The organism is Nonomuraea sp. SYSU D8015, from assembly GCF_008065375.1.
In the GTDB taxonomy this organism is placed as follows: Bacteria; Actinomycetota; Actinomycetes; order Streptosporangiales; family Streptosporangiaceae; genus Nonomuraea.
Window position 1 is genome coordinate 292979 of the sequence record NZ_VJYI01000006.1, and the last position, 18049, is coordinate 311027.

The following is an 18049-nucleotide window of genomic DNA, read 5'->3' on the forward strand; positions in this document are numbered from 1 at the left end:
CCCCCGGATTACGGTGTGTCACGTTCGGCGAACTGCCGCGGTCGCGGGGTTCGCACCTACGGTGGGTCGCGTTCGGCGAGCCGCCGCAGGTCGCGGGGGTCGCACCTACATAGCGGGTTGCACAATTGTGCGCATGGCAATCGCGGGCGCGGTCCCTAGATTGTCGGCATGACGTGGACAGAGCTGGTTATGGCGTCGGCGCCGACGAAGGGTGACCAGCCGGCGGTGAGCGACGTCAGGACCGGCGAGGTGTTGTCGTACTCCGCGTTCGTGCGGCGTGTCACGCGGGCCGCGGCGGGCCTGCGCCGCCAGGGGCTGCGCCAGGGCGACCACGTGATCGTCGACGTTCCGCTCGGCGCGTCGCTGCCCGTGGCGGTCCACTGCGTGGCCTGGGCCGGCGGGATCGCGGTGCTCGGGTCCGCGGGCCGGGCCCGCATGATGATCACCCAGCGCTCCTACGACCCGGCCGCCGTGAAGGCCGATCAGGTCTTCTCCTTCCGGCCGGCGCCGGGCACCAGGCCCTTCGGCGAGCTGCTGGCCAACGGCTCCGTCGAGTTCGGCCCGCTGGCCGGGCCGGCGATCACGCTCGACGGCCTGCGCATGTTCGACCACATCGAGCTGGCCGGCGACCTGCGCAGGCTGGCGGCGCGCCTGGTGGTCGCCAAGGACGACGTCGTGATCAGTGCGGTGAGCGAGCCGTTCAGGGGCCTGCGGGTGATGGACCTGGCGATGATGTCCGGCGCCCACGTCGTGGTCGCGCACGGGCCGAGTCTGGTCGGCTGCCGGGTGCTGGCCAAGGAGCGCCGGGCAACCATGGTGGTGGCCCCCTACGACCTGGCCAGACGGCTGCTCGGCGATCCGATCCTGCGCGTCGTGGACGAGAGGGCGGTCGTGAGCTCGCTCGGGTTGTGAAGGTCTCTTCCTGACGGAATCAGGGCTCGGAAAAGTGCGACACTGTGGGAGAGTGTGATCCTTCCGCGACGCAGGGTGACCACATGCCAGAGCCCCCCAGGCACAACCTTCCAGCAGAGCCCAACCGGTTCGTGGGTCGCGAACGCGATCTCGACGATCTGCGCGGGCTGTTCGGCCAGACGCGCGTCGTGACCCTGTGCGGGGTCGGCGGCATCGGCAAGACGCGGCTGGCCCTGAGGTTGGCCGCGGGGCTGGTGCCCGCCTATCCCGACGGGGTCTGGCTGATCGAGCTGGCCAGGCTCAGCCGGGCGGAGCTGGTCGTGCCGGAGCTGGCCCGCGTGCTGCGCGTGGGCGAGGAGCCCAACCGGCCGCTGTTCGACACCGTGGCGGCCAGGCTGCGTGACCTGCGCTGCCTGCTGCTGCTCGACAACTGCGAGCATCTGGTCGACACCTGTGCCGAGGTGACGGCCGGGCTGGTGGCCGCCTGCCCGCGGCTGAGCGTCCTGGTCACCAGCAGGGAGCCGCTGCGCATCGCCAGCGAGCTGATCTGGCGGGTTCCGCCGCTCGACCTGCCGGATTCGGAGGGCGCCGACGCGGAGTCCGTGCAGCTGTTCTTGGACCGTGCCAAGGCCGTCGGCACCCGGCTGGGGCCCGGCAGCCTGCCCGACGTCGTACGCCTGTGCCGGGCGCTCGACGGGCTGCCGCTGGCGCTGGAGCTGGCGGCGGCGCGTACGAGCCTGCTCAGCCCCGGACAGATCGCCGACCGCATCGACGACCGTTTCTCGCTGCTCACCACGGGCGGCCGCACCGCCCCCGCGCGGCAGCGCACGCTGCTGGCGGCCGTCGACTGGAGCTACGACCTGCTCTCGGCCAAGGAGCAGGTGTTGCTGCGGCGGCTGTCGGTGTTCGCCGGCGGCTTCGACCTCGACCTGGCCGAGCAGGTGTGCGCCGAGCGGCCCATCTCGCGGGCGGAGATCCTCGACCTGCTGGGCGGCCTGGTCGACAAGTCGCTGGTGTCGTGCGACGAGAGCCGCACCCGCTACCGGCTGCTGGAGACCATCAGGCGCTACTCGGTCGAGCGCCTGGAGCAGGCCGGCGAGCGCGAGGTCCTGCGCGAGCGGCACCTCAAGGTGCTCTGCGAGCTGCAGGAGCGCCATTTCGCGACGGAGATGGTCGAGCCAGGCGTGCCGTGGCAGGAACGCCTGCGCGCCCTGACCGCGAGCAGGATCCTGCTCGACGACCAGCGGTTGGCGCTCGACTGGGCCGCCGAGTCCGGCAACGTGCCGCTGGGCCTGCGGCTCTGCACCACCAGCACGGGCCTGCTGCCGGTCGGCGGCAATCCGGCGGAGATCGTGGGCTGGATCGAGCGGCTGCTCGCGCTCGACGTGTCCGGCGTGACCGGCGAGCAGATCGCGCACGTCAAGTCCTTCCTCGCCTACGGCCTGGAGTCGCGGGACGAGCTGGGCCGTTCGCTGGAGGTGGCGCGGGAGAGCCTGGCGGGCATGTCGCCGGACAACGTGTTCGGGCGCTGCGTCACCCACAGTCTCCTCGTCGTGGTGCTGCTGCGCATGGGCCGCGCGGACGAGGCGCTGCACCACGCGGAGGAGGGCCTGGCCGTCGCCATCCGCTCCGGCGACACCTGGAACCAGGCGGCGGGCCTGGCCGGGCTGTCGGCGGTGGCGCTCATGCGCGGCCGGTTGCGCGAGGCGCAGCGGCACGGCGAGGAGGCGCTGGCCCGGGCCCGCGAGCACGGCCACCGCTGGATCATGGCGAGGACCGCGACCCAGCTCGGCGCCGTGGCCGAGGCCCGCGGCGACCTGGTCACGGCCAGGGGCCAGTACGACCTGGCCGTCCCGTGGCTGCGCGAGCTGGCCAACGACGCCGACCTGGCGCGCTGCCTGGCCAGGAGCGGCCGGGTCGCGGCCATGCTGCACGAGTTCGGCACCGCCAGGGAGCGGCTGGCCGCGAGCCTGGCGCTGAGCAGGGAGACCGGGCAGCGCCAGGGTGTGGCCCGCTGCCTGGTGGGGCTCTCGGTGCTGGCCGAGCACGAGGGCGACCTGGAGGGCGCCGTGCTGGCCGCCGCGGCGGCGGCCACGCTCCGCGAGTCGATCGGGCAACACTCCGCCACGACCAGGATGGAGGAGCTGCTCGCCAGGGCCCGCGCCAAGCTGGGCGACGGCCGCACCACGTCCCTGTGGTCGCGGGGCCGGGCGATGAGCCCCGACGACGCGGCCCGTCACGTGCTGGAGGGCGAGCGGGCGGCGCCGGGAGGGCCGCCCGCGGTCGCCGAGCCCGTCAGGCGCTCGCTCCTCACCGCCCGCGAGCAGGAGATCGCCCATCTGCTCACGCGGGGGTTGTCCAACCGGGCCATCGCGGAGGAACTGGTCATCAGCCCGGCCACGGTCGCGCGGCACATCGCCAACATCATGGAGAAACTGGGCTACACCTCCCGCGCGCAGATCGCGGTGTGGGCAGCCGAACACCCTTCGGACTCTTCTGCATAGGGATCTGCATATTCCGCCCCATGTACGTACGAGACGCCCTCCCTACGGTGGTCAGCATGGATGAGCGCATCGTCATCGTCGACTCGGGCACGGGCCTGAAGCTCACCGAGGAGCAGCTGGACGAGAGGTCCGCCATCGCGATCGTCCAGTTGCGGCGCCGTGGGGTGCGGTCGGGCGACACCGTGCTCATCTGCCTGCCCGTCGGTCCCGACCTGCTGGTGGCGACCGACGCGGTGATCGCCGCGGGCGGCGTGGCCTGGCCGGTGTCCGCCGACCTCGACGCGGACGCGCTCAGGGAACGCATCAGGGACAGCGGCGCCCGCGTGCTGATCTCCGACCTGCCGCGGGCGCTGGAGGCGGCGGAGGAGTCGCGGGTGCGGATCGTCATGAGCGTCGCGGACCTGTGCGCCCTCTCCACATGATCGCGCATGCCCCCCACAACCTCCCCGCCGAGCCCGACCGGTTCGTCGGACGCGCGCTCGACGTGGCCGCCTTGAGCGCGCTCCTCAGGCAAGAACGGGTGATCACGCTGATCGGGGCGGCCGGCATCGGCAAGACCCGCCTGGCGCTCCGCGTGGCGGCGCGGGCGGCGGCGTGGTTCCCCGACGGGGTGTGGCTGGTCGAGGCGGCCCGCGTCCGCGACCCCGGGCCGGCCGTCACCGAGCCGGCCGAGGCGCTCGGCGTCCGGGACGAGCGCGCCGGGCGGCTGTTCGACAGCCTGCGTGAGGCCAGGGCGCTGGTCGTGCTGGACGGCTGCGATCACGGCCGTGAGCGTTGCGCCTCGCTGGTCGCCGAGCTCGTCGCCGGCTGCCCCGGACCGCGGTTCCTGCTCACCTGCCGTGAGCCTCTGTGCGTCCCCGGCGAGCTGGTGTGGCGGGTTCCGCCGCTCGACCTGCCCGACGACGACCGCCCCGACGCGGAGTCCGTGCAGCTCTTCGCCGAGCGGGCGGCGGCGGCCGGCGCCCGTGGCGTGTCCTCGGGCATGGCCGACGTGGCGCGCGTGTGCCAGGTGCTCGACGGCCTGCCGCTGGCGCTGGAGCTGGCAGCCGCCCGCACCGCCCTGCTGAGCCCGGGCCGCATCGCCGACCGGCTCGGCCTGCTCGTCAGGCGCGACCGCCGCTCCCTCCCGCACCGGCAGCGCGTCCTCCTGCTCGCCGTCGAGTGGAGTCACGACCTGCTCCAGCCGAAAGAGCGGGTGCTGCTGCGCCGGTTGTCGGTGTTCGCGGGCGGCTTCGACCTCGGCCTGGCCGAGCGGGTCTGCGCCGACGGCGGCATCCTGCGCGAGGCCGAGGTGCCCGGCCTGCTCACCGGCCTGCTGGACGCGTCGCTGGTGCGCCGCCACGCCGCCGGCGGCCGCTACCGGCTGCCCGAGACCATCAGGTGCTACGCCGCAGAGCGGCTGGCCGAGGCCGGCGAGGACGCCTGCCTGCGCGACCGCCACCTGGAGGCGGTCTGCGAGGAGATGGAGCGCTGCCACGAGGCGGGCCGGCCGGGCCGCCGGACGCCGTGGAGCGAGCGCCTCCCGCACTTCGTCAGGGCCCGCGGGCTGCTCGACGACTGCCGGATCGCCGTCGACTGGGCCGTGGAGTCCGGCGCCCCGGCGCTCGGCCTGCGCCTGGCCCGCGCGGTCCTGGCCGTGCGCGGCCAGCCGGCCGAGAGCGTCGGCTGGCACGAGCGGCTGCTCGCGCTGGACCTGACCGGCGTGCCCGCGGACCTGGTCGCGGCGGGTGAGGTCGGGCTGGCGTACGGGCTGGTGCTCGGCGGCGAGCCGGCCGCCGCCGAAGAGCTCGTCGTGCGGGCCGTCGAGGAGCAGAAGCGGCACCCGTACACGCATTGGACGGGCGTCACGTACGGCGTCGCCCTGACGGTGCTCCTCCGCACCGGGCAGAGTGAGCGCGCGCTGCGCTGCATGGAGGAGCTGGAGGCGGCGGCGACCGCCCACGGCGACGTGGCCGGGCTGGCCACCGTCAGGATCGCGCAGCTCGAGCTGGCGCTCTCCAAGGGGCAGCTGCGGTACGCGCGGCGGCGCGGCGCGGAGGCGCTCGCCCTGGCCAGGGAGTCCGGTCACTGCCGGACGCTCGCCAGGGCGCTGACCCGCCTGGGCGCGGTGGCCGAGGCCGCAGGCGACCTGGACGGCGCGGCGCTGGCCGCCGCCGCGGGCACCGCCCTGCGCCGGTCGGAGGAGGCGGCCCTGCGGGTGCTCGACGGCGAGCGAGCTTAAGCTCGTATTCATGCCTCTCGCGCGCCATTTCCCCGTCATGCTCAGGACCGAGGACGGGGTTCGCCTCGACGCCGCCCACACCCCCTTCGCGCGCACGCGAGGGAGCGCCGACGCCTGGAGGAGGAGCGCCGGGAGCGCGACCAGAGCGACGGGGGAAGGCGGCGGCATCGAGGCGACCGAGCCCGCCTCACGGAGTGAGGCCATGGACGTCGGGATCGTGGTGGCGCACGGTTTCACCGGATCGTGGCGGGAACGCCCGGCACGCCGCATCGTGCACGTGCTGAGCCGATACGGCGGCGTGGTCGCCTTCGACTTCCGCGGCCACGGCCGCTCCGGCGGCGAGACGACCGTCGGCGACCTGGAGATCCTCGACGTGGAGGCGGCCGTCAGGCACGCCCGCGTGGTGGGCTACCGGAAGATCGCGGTGGTGGGGTTCTCCATGGGCGCGGCGGTGGCCGTACGGCACGCGGGGTTGCGCGGCGGGGTGGACGCGGTGGCGGCGGTGAGCGGTCCGGCCCGCTGGTACTACCGGGGCACCAAGCCTATGCGCCAGGTCCACTGGGCGATCGAGCAGCCGTTCGGCCGCTGGGCGGCCCGGGTGGCCAAGCGCACCAGGATCGCCCGCGGCCGGTGGGACCCGATCCCGATGCCGCCCCACGAGGCCGCCGCCCTCATCTCACCGACGCCGCTGCTGATCGTCCACGGGGATGCCGACACGTTCTTCCCGCTGGAGCACGCACACCAGCTGTACGCCGGCGCGCGCGAGCCCAAGGAGCTGTGGATCGAGCCCGGATACGGTCACGCCGAATCCGCCGCGACGCCCGAACTCATCCGGCGAATCGGTAAATGGATCTCGTCGAACCTTTCGTGAGTAAAACACGTCTACCTAGGACGGATGGAAGAAAACCGCCGGGAGAAAGCCCCTGAGGATGAAAACCGCCGATGCGGCGGGCGTGGGACATACTTCAGGTGTCAGGCGGTGTCTACCCCATGTAGCGAGGTGTGCACCTAGCGTCGCGGGGGCGCGCTGGGTGCACACTCGCATGTCGGCTCAGCCCAGCCGGGCGATCGACTTGTATTCGAGGTAGCCCTGCAGGCCTTCGGGGCCGAGCTCGCGGCCGATGCCGCTGGCCTTGAAGCCGCCGAAGGGCGAGTTCGTCTCCAGCATGAAGCAGTTGACGCCGTACGTGCCGGCGCGCACCTGGCGGGCCACCTCCATGCCGTGCTCGGTGTCGCTCGTCCACACCGTGCCGGCCAGGCCGTAGTCGCTGTCGTTGGCGATCCTGACGGCGTCCGCCTCGTCCTCGTACGGGATCACGACCAGGACGGGGCCGAAGATCTCCTCGCGGGCGATGCGCATGTCGTTGGAGACGCCGGCGAAGACGGTGGGGGAGACGTACCAGCCCCGGTCGTACGGCCGGTTGAGTCCGCCCACCACGACCTTGGCGCCCTCGTCCATGCCGATCTTGATGTAGCCCTCGACGCGGTCCTGCTGCCGCTTGGCCACGAGCGGGCCGATGCCGGTCGCCGGGTCGGCCGGGTCGCCGACGGGCTGGGAGCCCACCATGTCGGCCACGGCCTCGACGACCTCGTCGTAGCGGTTGCGGGAGGCCAGGATGCGGGTCTGCGCCACGCACGCCTGCCCGTTGTTCATGAGGGAGGCCATCGACAGGAAGCCCATGGTGCCGGCGAGGTCGGCGTCGTCGAGGATGATCGCCGCGGACTTGCCGCCCAGCTCCAGGCTGACCCGCTTGAGCTGCTCGCCGCAGATGGCCCCGATGCGCCGGCCGGCGGCGGTGGAGCCGGTGAAGGCCACCTTGTCCACGCCGGCGTGCGAGATCAGGTGCTCGCCGACCTCGCGGCCCGCGGGCACGACGTTGAACACCCCGGCGGGCACGCCCGCCTCGGCCGCCCACTCGGCCAGCAGGAACGCGTCCAGCGGCGTCTCCGGCGCCGGCTTGAGCACGATCGTGCAGCCGGCCAGCAGCGCGGGCGCCACCTTCGTCATGGTGACGAACTGCGGGACGTTCCACGGCACCACGGCCGCGACCACGCCCACGGGCTCACGCCGCACCGTGACCGGGCCGAACAGGCCGGGCCGCTGCTCCTCCTGCTCGTACGTCTTGCCGAGCTCGGCGTAGTACTGCAGCATGCCGAGCGGCTGCGGCGCCTGGGCCAGGTTCGAGAACGTGATCGGCGAGCCCATCTCCTCCGTGATGAGCTGGGCCATCTCGCCCTGCCGCTCGTTGTAGATCGCGGCCAGCCTGCCGATCACCTCGGCCCGCTCGGCGAACGTCATCCGCGGCCAGGGCCCGTGGTCGAACGCCTCGCGGGCGGCCGCCACCGCGCGCTCCATGTCCGCGGCCGTGCCGTCGGGCACCCGGCCGACGAGCTCCTCGGTGTGCGGCGAGATGACGTCGATGGTGGCCGTGTCCGCTGGGGCCACCCATTCGCCCCCGATGAACAGCGTGTCGTGCTGGCGCATGTCGTGACCTCCCGGCCGAACGCTTGCTTGCTAACGGTACGCCTCAAGGCGACCGAACCATGTTCTGTCCAGACACGCAAGAGGGGCGCGACGCCACGGCGCCGCGCCCCTCCGAAGGCCTCAGCGAGAATCGCCGAGCAGGTGCTGCATGGACCGCTTGACGAGGTCCGTACGCGTGGTCTGGTCGGCTACGCTCTCGACCCCGAACCCGAGGTAGACGGTGTCCTCGGTGACGATGCCGCCGCCCTCCTCGAAGATCTGGTCCGTCCTGAACCAGTTGTTGACCGACGAGGAGCTCCCCTCGGGCGGCGCCCCGACGGTCCAGCCGCCGAGATCGGACTCGAACGAGGTCTCCTCGGCCGTCGCGCCGTCCAGCGTGACCTTGAAGTCGTCGAGGAAGACGCCCGCGCCCTGGGTGCCCCAGTCGCTGATGTAGGAGATGGACAGCTCGACCTGCTTGCCCGCGTACGGGGTGAGGTCGATCTTCCACTGCTGCCAGCCGGCCGAGTTGCCCGAGGCGGCGTTCCATGAGCCGGAGGTGCCGGTCGGCTCGCAGTTCGGGCCCTGGTAGCGCTGCGTGAACGGATGGATGGTCCGCCAGCCGTCGCCGCCGCTCGGCGGGTCACAGCTGCTGCCCGTGACCTGCGAGGTGTGGCCGTTGGCGTCGGGCAGCGTCGTCCAGTCGTCCCCGCCCGCCGTGCGGGCCTCCACGGTCAGGAAGTCCCATTCGGCCTCGGTGTCGTACGACGTCCAGAACGACAGGTCGCCGCTCGTCTTGCCGGTCAGGTCGATGGTCTTGGTCAGCCGCTTCCACGAGACGTCGGCGATGCCGCTGTAGACGTCCCAGGCGCCGGTGTGCGGGTCGAAGGGGCCGCCCGGGCGTACCCACTTGACCTGGGCGGAGCTCGCGAACAGCGGGAACTTGTCCGCGGGCAGGATGGCCGAGGTCGCCACGAAGGAGTTGGTGTGGCTCGGCTCCAGCGTGGCGTTGAAGCCGTCGAACCGGCCGCCGTTGCCCTTCAGCGGGAACGGCTGCCCGGTGTCGTGGTCGGTGCCCGCGTCGTCGAAGAAGACGTAGGCGCCCAGCCAGTACTGCTGGAAGTCGTTGAACACCGGGATGCACGGCGGGTCGTCGTCGACCGTGCACTCGGGCTGCGCGGGGTAGTCGGGCTCGTAGTAGTACGCCCCGTTGTTGTTGGCCGCGAACGACGGGTACTTGCCCGCGTGCAGCAGCTTGCCGCCCTCGTTGAGGTAGTCGCGCACGGCCAGCTCGGTCTCCACGCCGCCCTTGGACGTGGTGCCCGGCACCTGGCCGACCGACCTCGGGATGATGTCGTCGCCGGTCTCCCACACCACGGCGTCGTAGTGGCTGAGCACGCCGAGCGGGTGCGGGGCCTTGCGGCCCATCTTGTCCATGTCGTAGACGTCCGAGGTGTAGCCGGCCGCCTGGAGCGCGGCGGCGTAGTCGTCGGCGTACTTGGCCTCGGTCACGCCCTGCGCCGGGCTGATGCCGGTGACGTCCTCGGTGGCCAGGACCAGCACCTTCCCGCCGATGTCGGCGGCCACGGTGTAGGTGAAGTCGGCGCTCTTCCTGCCGATCGAGGAGAACCAGACCTTCACCTTGTCACCGGGCTTCGTGCCGGTGATCTTGCCGCGCATCCAGTGGTAGTAGCGGTTGTAGCCCTTGCCGTAGCGCTCGCCGCCCTTCCACTCGCCGGTCAGGACGGTCTTGGTGCGGCCGCCGTTGACCTGGTAGTTCAGGAAGACCGGGCCGAGCTTGCGTTTGGCGTTGACCTGGACGACCTGGTCCTTGCCATGGCTGACCTCGAACGGGTCGAGCACGAAGTCGGGGGTCTTGTTGCCCAGGTGGCTCACCGGCTCGACCGGGTTGACCGCGGACTTGGCGACGTCCAGGGCGAACGGCAGGTTCTTCTCGAACTCCGCCTGCACCAGGGCCTCGTCGTCGGGGAAGACGAACCCGCAGCCGTCGCAGCCCTCGTTGAGCTCAGGTGTCCAGGACAGCGTGCCGTACCGGAAGTGCGCCTGGTCGTTGGTGTCGCCGTTCGTCGTGTACAGCTCGGCGCCGAGGTCCGGGTCGAATCCGGGCACGGCCGGCTTCTCGTCGGTCCCGGTGAGAGCCTCGTAGATCGGGTTGTCGGCCGTCTCCGTGGCGATCTGCACGCCGATCGGGTAGAGCAGCAGCGGGCCGTAGGAGTGGTAGTTCAGCTGCATCTCGAAGCCGACGCGCTTGAGCAGACCGTCCATGGCCTTGGTCTCCGGCTCGCTGGCCGGGCCCGCGCCGCGGTAGGTGTCGCTGCTGGGGACGCTCGAGGAGCCTTCTTCGTCGTAGTGGAAGTTCGTGGGGAAGTTCCGGTTCGGGTCGACGCCGTCGCCGACCGTGATCTTCCCGTCGCCGTTGACGTCACGCAGGTTCTTGCGCCACAGGCGATTGCCCTCGGTGAACGTGAAGTCGTAGCCGTCGGGGTTGGCCACCGGCACGAACCACAGCTCGGTCTTGTTGAGCAGATCCTTCAGCTGGGTCTTGTTCGCGATCACGTACTTCAGCAGCCGCATGTCGACCTCGGTGGTGATCCACTCGCGGGCGTGCTGCGTGGCGGAGAACAGCGTGGACGGCTTGAGGCCGTCGGGCAGCAGCCGGGCGCCGGTGGTCACCTTGGCGGCCAGGATGTCCTTGCCGTTCAGGGACTTGCCGATGGACTGCAGCTTGACGATGTCCTTGTTGGCGTTCGCGATGGCCTTGAGCTGGTCGGCGATGCCGCCGGGCTCGGAGTACGACTTCCAGACGGTGTATCCGCCGGTCGCCTGAGCCTTGGCGGCCTCCAGCTGGGTCTGGCCCTGGGGGTTGCGTACGGGTTCGGGCTTGTAGCCGAGCTTCTTGAGCCCGGCGAGGTCCGCCTGGGCCGCGGTCAGTTCGACGTGCTCCTTGTCGCCCTCGGCCTCCTGCTGGACGACGTCGAAGCCCTTCTCTCGAAGCGTCTGTCCGGTGCCCGGCGCGCCGTCGAGCTGGTAGAGCTCGATCTGGTCGCCGGGCGGCAGCGGGGCCGCGGACACTTGGGCGGGGATGGCCACGAGGGACGTGCCTAAGCCGAGGATCACGGCCGTGGCGAGGGTGATTGATCGAGACACGGTCTGCCCCTTCGCAGAGACGAAGTCGATCGCCATCTCAGACGGTTGGAGCGATCTCCGCAAGACCCAATCTTTAGACTTGTCTTAATTCGGACAAACTTCGTCAAATATCACCAAGGGTGCAGCAGTTCCGTCGTTCGGATGACAGGCAACAAGATCATCTTCTATAGTTTCGGTCCGTCTATGAGGGGAGGGACGGGTGTGAGAATCTGGCGGATCGCCGTTCTTGTCGCCGTTCTCGCCGGGCTGGTCACCCTCCCCGCCCCGGAGCCCGCAGCGGCCGCTCCCAGCCCCGCTGAACTGCGCAAACTCACCAAACAGGCGGCCAAGCTCAACGAGCTCTACCGCGGGCAGATCCAGAGCCTGGAGGAGATCAGGATCCAGGCCAAGCGGGCGACCGACACGTCGAGCGACCTGGAGGCCCAGCTCAAGGCCGCCCAGGCGGATGTGGCGCGCATCGCCCAGACCGCCTACATCCTGGGCCCGCTCGACACCGTCCAGATGTTCGGCATGCAGGCCGAGCCGCACCAGGTCCTGGGCCAGGCGGCCAACATGACCTACATGGCCAACGAGCGGACCCAGCGCGTCAAGAGCATCCAGAAGCTGATCGAGAAGTCCAAGAACGCCAAGGTCGAGGCCAACGACAAGATCCAGAAGATGAAGAAGGAGATCAAGGCCCTGGAGAACAAGCGCGACGAGATCCAGCGCCTGCTCAACAAGTACGGCTTCCAGCGGCCCGGCGGCTCCGACAACCTGACCCCCCGCATGATCTCGGTACGTGCGGCGATCATGGCGAACTTCCCCACGAGATACGGCGTAGGCTGCTTCCGCGCCGGCGACCCCGGCGAGCACGGCAAGGGCCGGGCCTGCGACTTCATGATGTCCCCCGGCGGCACCATGGCCACAGGCGCCGACGCCGCCAACGGCGACGCCCTGGCCGACTATCTCATCAAGAACGGCGCCAGGCTCGGTGTGATGTACATCATCTGGAAGCAGCGCTACTACGACATCCGGTCGGGCGGCGGCTGGGATCCGATGTCAGATCGCGGCGGGATCACGGCCAACCACTACGACCACGTTCACGTGTCGGTCTTCTGAGCCTCCAGGAAGCTCCGCAGCCAGGCGTACGACGCCTTCGGAGTGCGGCGCTGGGTCTCGAAGTCCACGTGGACCAGGCCGAAGCGCTGGTGGTAGCCCTCGGCCCACTCGAAGTTGTCCAGCAGGGACCAGACGAAGTAGCCGCGCACGTCCACACCCTCGGCCATGGCCTGCCGCATCGCGGCGATGTGGCCCTCGAGGAACGCGATGCGGGGCCCGTCGTCGAGCGTGGCCGTGTCGTCGGTGGAGCAGCCGTTCTCCGTGATGAGGACGGGCGGGAGGGCGGCGCCGTACCTGGTCTCGAGTCCGGTGAGCAGCTCGCGCAGGCCGTCGGGGACGACCGGCCAGCCGAACGCCGTCGTGGGGTAGCCGGTGATGCCCGCATCCGTGAACGGCAGCCCTTCGGAGGTGGGGGCGGCTATGCGGGTGGGGTTGTAGTAGTTGACGCCCAGGAAGTCCAGGGGGGCGGCGATGACGTCGAGGTCGCCGTCGTGGACGAAGTCGAGCGTGGGGGTGTAGGCCGACAGGTCCGGATATTTCCCGAGAAGTACGGGGTCGTTGAACAGGCGGTTGTGCAGGACGTCGTACGCGTGCGCCGCGCTGAGGTCCGGCTCCTGCTGGGACGCCGGCCAGACCGGGGTGCAGTTGTTCGTGATCGCCACCTGGCGGGCGCCCGCGGCTCTCAGGGCCCGCACGGCCATGCCATGGGCCAGGAGCTGGTGGTGGCCGGCTGGGAGGGCGCCGGTCAGGAGGGCCTGGCCGGGGGCGTGGATTCCCATGGCGTAGCCGTACGCCATGTGGACGAAGGGCTCGTTCAGGGTGATCCAGAGGGGGATGCGGTCGGCGAGGCGGCTGGCCACGATGGCGGCGTAGTCGGCGAAGATCTCGGATATTTCGCGATTCATCCACCCGCCACGATCCTGCAGCGCCTGCGGCAGATCCCAGTGGAACAGCGTCGGCACCGGCTGGATGCCCGCCTCCAGCAGGGCGTCCACGAGGCGTTCGTAGAAGTCGAGGCCCTTGGGGTTGGCCGTGCCGGTGCCGAGCGGCTGGACGCGCGGCCAGGCGATCGAGAACCGGTAGGCGTTCACGCCGAGACCGGACATGAGGGCGACGTCCTCGCGCCAGCGGTGGTAGTGGTCGCACGCCAGGTCACCGGTGTGGCCATCCCTGGTGCGGCCGGGCTCGTGGGAGAACGTGTCCCAGATGGAGACGCCTCTGCCGTCCGCGGCGACGGCGCCCTCGATCTGGTAAGCGGCGGTGGCCGTACCCCATAGGAACATCGCAGGCTCCTTGCTGTGATGCGAGTATGGCTCATGTTAACTGGAGCCCGTGTGACTCCCTTTACCTGGTGGTATACGACAGGATGGGGGCATGACGAGTATCTTGCGCCGCCGTCCCGCCCAACGCCGCAGCGTGGAGCGGGTGGAGCGGATGCTCGACGAGTGCGCGTTGCTGCTCGACGAGGTCGGATATGAGGCGTTGACCACCAAGGAGGTCGCGCGACGGGCTGAGGTGCCGATCGGCACGTTCTACCAGTTCTTCCATGACAAACAGGGATTGGTGCGTGCGCTGGCGCTGCGCAACCTGGACGCGTTCCTGGAGCGGATCACCGAGCGCCTCGCCACGGCCGATCTCGGGCACTGGACCGACCTCGTCGATCTGGCCATCGACGAGTTCGTGGACATGAAACGCACCACGCCGGGGTTCGCGGTGATGGACTTCGGCGAGGTGCTGCTGGCGCCGGGCGGACCGGCGCTCCCGGGGACACACCGGGCGCTCGACGGGTCTAAGGACAACAACGCGATCGTGGCCGACCGGCTGCGGGCGCTCACATTGGAGCTGCTGGACGCGCCCGCGGGGCCGGGGCTGGACCGGGCGCTGCAGGTGGCCGTGGAGGCCACGGACGCGGTGCTCAAGCTCGCGTTTCGTGCCGACCCCCGAGGCGACGCGATGCTGATCGCCGAGTGCAAGCAACTCGTCCGCCGCTACCTCGCCGACCACCTCCCCTGACCCCGTCCCCGGCCCACCACTCGAACCGGCCCCCCGCACCCTTCTCGCCATCCGCCGACGGGCCATCCGCCGACGGGCCATCCGCCGATGGGCTGTGCGCCGACGGGCCGTGCGCCGACGGGCCGTGCGCCGACGGGCCGTGCGCCGACGGGCCGTGCGCGCGCCCGTGGGCCTGCGACGGCGGGTCCGGCTCGCCCGCCCCGCCGTCCCGGCGCCGTGCGACTGCGGAGGGTGGGCCCGCCGGTCGTGTGGTGAGGCACCGTGTCCACGTCGCCCGTGTGGCTGTCGGGCGTGTGGTCGCGGGCCGCCTGTCGCCGTGCCCGCTTCGCCGTCTCCTCCGCCACGGCAGATTGCGCCGTCCCCCCGGTGCGGTCGAGCGACCGAGGGGACGGCCGACTGCGGGTGGGCTGGTGCGCGGTGAGGGTCGCGAGATCGCGCCGGCTTGTCGCTGCCGCGCCGCAACCCGGGCGGGCCGGCCCGACTGCCCCGCGCCCTGCCGCCGTGCGGCTGCTGGCAGTAGGACCGCCGCCCGTGCGGTGGCGGGCCGTGTCCACGTCGGCGTGTGGTGGCGGCGCCCTGGTGCGGTGGGGGATGGCGGGTCTGGGGTCGGGCGGACCGGTCTCCAAAGGGCGCCGCCGGGCCGGGGTCAGGCAGGGGTGTCGAGGCGGGTGCGGAGTTCCGGGTCGAGCTTCAGGTCGGCGGCGCCGATGGCCTCCTCCAACTGGGCCATCGTCGAGACGCCCACGATCGGGACGATGCCGTCGGCCATCAGCCAGGCCAGCACCACCTGGTTGGGGGTGGCGCCCAGTTCCCGGGCGACCTCGTGCAGGGTGGCGAGGCGGCGGGTGGTGCCCGGGTGGTCGTAGATCTCGGCGATCGGCCGGTCCGGACGCGTGTACGCGCCGAACATCAGCGTGTTGTACGCCCACAACGTCATGTCCGGCTCGGCGGCCAGGTAGTCGAGCAGTTCGTCGGTCACCAGCGTGTGCCCCGCCTCCGCGAGCTTGGTGAGGGGCCGCGGCCGCAGGTACGTGTGCCGCAGCTGCACGTACCTGTAAGGCAACCACCCGCGCGTCGCCGAGATGTTCCTGGCCCGCTCAAGCCGCCACGTCGCCATGTTGCTGGCCCCGATGTCGCGGACCTTCCCCTGCCGGGCGAGCTCGTCGTACGCCCCCAGAGTCTCCTCCAGCGGTACGGACCGGTCCTCGATGTGCGACCAGTACAGGTCGATGCGGTCGGTCCCCAGCCGCCGCAGGCTGCCTTCGATCGCTTGCGCGATGGCACGCGCCGACAGGCCCTCGGCGGAGTGCAGGGTGGTGTCGCCGGGCACCGTGGGGCGGGCGCCCGACTTCGTGCTGATGAAGATCTCGTCCCGGTTGCCGCGGGCCTTCAGCCAGGCGCCGATGGCCTCCTCGCTCTCGTCGCCCGTGCGGCCTTCATTCCAGAACGGGTAGTTGTTGGCGGTGTCGAGCATCGTGCCGCCCGCCTCGTGGAACCGGTCCAGGATGGCGAAGGTTTCCTGCAGATCGACGTTGGTGCCGAAGGGAATCGTGCCGAGTGCGATGTTCATGGCCCCGAGCCTCGGAGCTGGAGTGCGCTCCATGTCAACCGGTTGACCTGGAGTCCACTCCAGGTGGGATGCTGGGGGCGTGACGACCGTGTATACGCCGGCGGAAGCCGTCGAGGAGACCGGCTTCAGTCTCGACACCCTCCGTTACTACGAGAAGATCGGCCTGCTGGAGCGCGTCGCGAGGAATGCGGCCGGCCAGCGCAGGTTCACCGAGGATGACATCGGCTGGCTCGGCACGCTGCGGTGCCTGCGTGACACCGGCATGCCGATCGCCACGATGCTGCGCTTCGCCGAGCTCGTCCGCGCGGGCGACCACACGATCCCCGATCGGATCAAGCTGCTGGAGGAGCACGACAAGCAGGTCCAGGAGCAGATCGCGAACCTGGCCGAGCGCCAGCGCTACATCCGGACGAAGATCTCCTACTACCGCAGGGTCCTCTAGCTCCGCCTTTGCGCTCCGGTCGGTAAACCAAGATCCATGACGGGATCGAGGAACGGCCGGATCGACGTGTCGCTGCGCCGCGTCGCCGTGCTCTGCGCGTGGATGCTGTTCGTCCTGCTGATCCACGTCACGATCGTGCAGGCGTTCTGCTCCCACACGCTCAACGCCGACCCCAGGAACGAGCGGCCGCTGATCGCGAGGTTCGGCCAGCCGCGCGGCGACATCCTCACCTACGACGGCACGGCCATCGCCATGAGCCGCCCGACCGGCGGCGGCCCGTACCGCTACCGGCGCGTCTACCGGCACGGCGAGCTCTACGCGCCGGTCACCGGCCACCTGTCGCTGCACCGCGCCACCGGCATCGAGCAGGCTCAGGACGCGGTGTTGTCCGGGGACGACGCCAAGGTGAAGGTCAGGTCGCTGGTCCGGGACGGGGCCGCCGAGGGGGCCGACGTCCGGCTGACGATCAGCGACCGGGCGCAGTGGGCGGCGTACCAGGGCCTCAAGGAGACGGGGGTGCCGGGGGCGGTGGTGGCCATCGATCCGGCGAGGGGCGCGATCCTGGCGCTGGCCTCCTACCCGTCCTATGACCCTAACACCCTCACCTCCTTCGACCGCGCCCGGCTCGCCGAGACCGCCCGGCGGCTCCGGCAGGCGCCGGGGCAGCCCCTGTTGAACCGGGCGCTGCATCGCGCCTATCCGCCCGGGTCCACGTTCAAGCTGGTCACCACCGCCGCGGCGCTGGCGTCGGGCGAGTACGCGCCGGCCAGCTTGCTGGACGCCCCCGCTCGGCTGGTCCTGCCTGGAAGCTCCGCGTACGTCCGCAACCATCCGGGCTGCCGCGACAGGCACCCCACGCTCATGTACGCCTTCCAGGTCTCGTGCGAGACGGCGTTCGCCAACCTCGGGATGCAGCTCGGCCAGGACCTGCTGCGAGACCAGGCGGAGGCGTTCGGGTTCAACGCGGAGAACCTCAGGATCCCGCTGCCCACGACGCCCAGCAGGTATCCGACGGCGGCGGACCGCGCCCAGACGGCCCTGGCCGCCATCGGGCACCACGGCAACCGGGCAACGCCGCTGATGATCGCCATGATGTCGGCGGCGGTGGCCAACGACGGGTTGCTGATGCGGCCGTACCTGGTGGAGGAGGTGCGTTTGCCGGACGGCTCGGTCATCAACCGCGCCGGTCCCACGCCGTACCGGAGGGCGGTGCCGCCCACGCTGGCCAAGCACCTGGCGGCGCTGATGACCACGGTGACGCACGCCGGCGGCACTGGGACGGGGGCGGCCGTGCAGGGCGTGGAGGTGGCCGCCGAGACCGCCATCTCGAGGACCGTCCCGGGAGCGGAGGACCACGCGCTGGTCACGGCCTTCGCTCCGGCGGACAAGCCGGAGGTGGCGGTGGGGGTCGTGCTGGAGCGGCCGGGCGCGCGGGCCGACGCCGTGGCGCGGATCGCGCGGGCCGTGATCCAGGCCGTCTTGTCCTAGCCGCCCCTGGCCTGGCGTACACAAATTGCCGCATGGGCGATCGAGGGCCGCAGTCCGCGTCTACACATTGCCGGGCCGTCGGCCTACACCGTGGAATGGACAGGTCGGCGCATGTGCCGTACCCCTTCGGCCCTCTACGGTTTCTTTTTGTGCGCGTCCCGCATGGGGC

13 protein-coding genes are annotated in these 18049 nt (G+C 71.0%); 9 read left to right on the forward strand and 4 right to left on the reverse strand.

The annotated features are described in order from the left end of the window. The first annotated feature begins 168 nt into the window (after positions 1–168). The 5 genes from ID574_RS26560 to ID574_RS26580 all read left to right on the forward strand — a co-directional run bounded on the left by ID574_RS26560 (position 169) and on the right by ID574_RS26580 (position 6508). Positions 169–912, forward strand: coding sequence for an AMP-binding protein (locus ID574_RS26560; RefSeq protein WP_188191682.1), 744 nt, complete (start codon positions 169–171; stop codon positions 910–912). An 83-nt stretch (positions 913–995) separates the two neighbouring features. Next, a complete protein-coding gene (locus ID574_RS26565) occupies positions 996–3416 on the forward strand; it encodes a LuxR C-terminal-related transcriptional regulator (protein WP_188191683.1) in 2421 nt (806 codons plus the stop codon). A gap of 56 nt (positions 3417–3472) precedes the next feature. Further along, complete coding sequence (locus ID574_RS26570) at positions 3473–3838, forward strand: AMP-binding protein (protein WP_188191684.1); 366 nt, start codon at positions 3473–3475, stop codon at positions 3836–3838. Then, complete coding sequence (locus ID574_RS26575) at positions 3835–5637, forward strand: ATP-binding protein (protein WP_188191685.1); 1803 nt, start codon at positions 3835–3837, stop codon at positions 5635–5637. The genes ID574_RS26570 and ID574_RS26575 overlap by 4 nt, the downstream gene beginning before the upstream one ends. Positions 5638–5647: 10 nt before the next feature. Continuing rightward, positions 5648–6508: an alpha/beta hydrolase gene (locus ID574_RS26580; protein WP_223167079.1), complete on the forward strand. Its 861-nt coding sequence runs from the start codon at positions 5648–5650 to the stop codon at positions 6506–6508. A 180-nt stretch (positions 6509–6688) separates the two neighbouring features. On the opposite strand, the gene ID574_RS26585 is transcribed toward ID574_RS26580, so the two are convergent. Both ID574_RS26585 and ID574_RS26590 read right to left on the reverse strand, forming a co-directional pair. After that, positions 6689–8122, reverse strand: coding sequence for an aldehyde dehydrogenase (locus ID574_RS26585; RefSeq protein WP_188191686.1), 1434 nt, complete (start codon positions 8120–8122; stop codon positions 6689–6691). A gap of 120 nt (positions 8123–8242) precedes the next feature. Next, positions 8243–11269 (reverse strand): M14 family metallopeptidase, encoded by a 3027-nt coding sequence (locus tag ID574_RS26590; RefSeq protein ID WP_223167080.1) that lies wholly within the window; start codon positions 11267–11269, stop codon positions 8243–8245. A gap of 201 nt (positions 11270–11470) precedes the next feature. Between ID574_RS26590 and ID574_RS26595 the strand changes: the two genes are divergently transcribed. Continuing rightward, complete coding sequence (locus ID574_RS26595; RefSeq protein WP_188191688.1) at positions 11471–12367, forward strand: VldE C-terminal domain-containing protein; 897 nt, start codon at positions 11471–11473, stop codon at positions 12365–12367. On the opposite strand, the gene ID574_RS26600 is transcribed toward ID574_RS26595, so the two are convergent. Continuing rightward, positions 12349–13650 (reverse strand): GH1 family beta-glucosidase, encoded by a 1302-nt coding sequence (locus ID574_RS26600; protein WP_188191689.1) that lies wholly within the window; start codon positions 13648–13650, stop codon positions 12349–12351. The two genes, ID574_RS26595 and ID574_RS26600, sit on opposite strands and share 19 nt — an antisense overlap. 91 nt (positions 13651–13741) lie before the next feature. Between ID574_RS26600 and ID574_RS26605 the strand changes: the two genes are divergently transcribed. Next, positions 13742–14380: a TetR/AcrR family transcriptional regulator gene (locus ID574_RS26605; RefSeq protein ID WP_188191690.1), complete on the forward strand. Its 639-nt coding sequence runs from the start codon at positions 13742–13744 to the stop codon at positions 14378–14380. A 646-nt stretch (positions 14381–15026) separates the two neighbouring features. Here the strand turns inward: ID574_RS26605 and ID574_RS26610 are convergent. Further along, positions 15027–15950 carry an aldo/keto reductase gene (locus ID574_RS26610; protein WP_188191691.1) on the reverse strand — a complete coding sequence of 308 codons (924 nt, stop codon included), beginning with the start codon at positions 15948–15950 and terminating at the stop codon, positions 15027–15029. A 79-nt stretch (positions 15951–16029) separates the two neighbouring features. Between ID574_RS26610 and ID574_RS26615 the strand changes: the two genes are divergently transcribed. Together ID574_RS26615 and ID574_RS26620 are read left to right on the forward strand one after the other, a co-directional pair. Beyond that, positions 16030–16392, forward strand: coding sequence for a MerR family transcriptional regulator (locus ID574_RS26615; protein WP_188191692.1), 363 nt, complete (start codon positions 16030–16032; stop codon positions 16390–16392). A gap of 36 nt (positions 16393–16428) precedes the next feature. After that, complete coding sequence (locus ID574_RS26620) at positions 16429–17880, forward strand: penicillin-binding transpeptidase domain-containing protein (RefSeq protein WP_188191693.1); 1452 nt, start codon at positions 16429–16431, stop codon at positions 17878–17880. Positions 17881–18049: the final 169 nt, after the last annotated feature.

Bases quoted from the DNA above. Each gene is read 5' to 3' on its own strand.
- ID574_RS26560 (WP_188191682.1), top strand. From the start codon at position 169: ATGACGTGGACAGAGCTGGTTATGGCGTCGGCGCCGACGAAGGGTGAC.
- ID574_RS26565 (WP_188191683.1), top strand. From the start codon at position 996: ATGCCAGAGCCCCCCAGGCACAACCTTCCAGCAGAGCCCAACCGGTTC.
- ID574_RS26570 (WP_188191684.1), top strand. From the start codon at position 3,473: ATGGATGAGCGCATCGTCATCGTCGACTCGGGCACGGGCCTGAAGCTC.
- ID574_RS26575 (WP_188191685.1), top strand. From the start codon at position 3,835: ATGATCGCGCATGCCCCCCACAACCTCCCCGCCGAGCCCGACCGGTTC.
- ID574_RS26580 (WP_223167079.1), top strand. From the start codon at position 5,648: ATGCCTCTCGCGCGCCATTTCCCCGTCATGCTCAGGACCGAGGACGGG.
- ID574_RS26585 (WP_188191686.1), bottom strand. From the start codon at position 8,122: ATGCGCCAGCACGACACGCTGTTCATCGGGGGCGAATGGGTGGCCCCA.
- ID574_RS26600 (WP_188191689.1), bottom strand. From the start codon at position 13,650: ATGTTCCTATGGGGTACGGCCACCGCCGCTTACCAGATCGAGGGCGCC.
- ID574_RS26605 (WP_188191690.1), top strand. From the start codon at position 13,742: ATGACGAGTATCTTGCGCCGCCGTCCCGCCCAACGCCGCAGCGTGGAG.
- ID574_RS26610 (WP_188191691.1), bottom strand. From the start codon at position 15,950: ATGAACATCGCACTCGGCACGATTCCCTTCGGCACCAACGTCGATCTG.
- ID574_RS26620 (WP_188191693.1), top strand. From the start codon at position 16,429: ATGACGGGATCGAGGAACGGCCGGATCGACGTGTCGCTGCGCCGCGTC.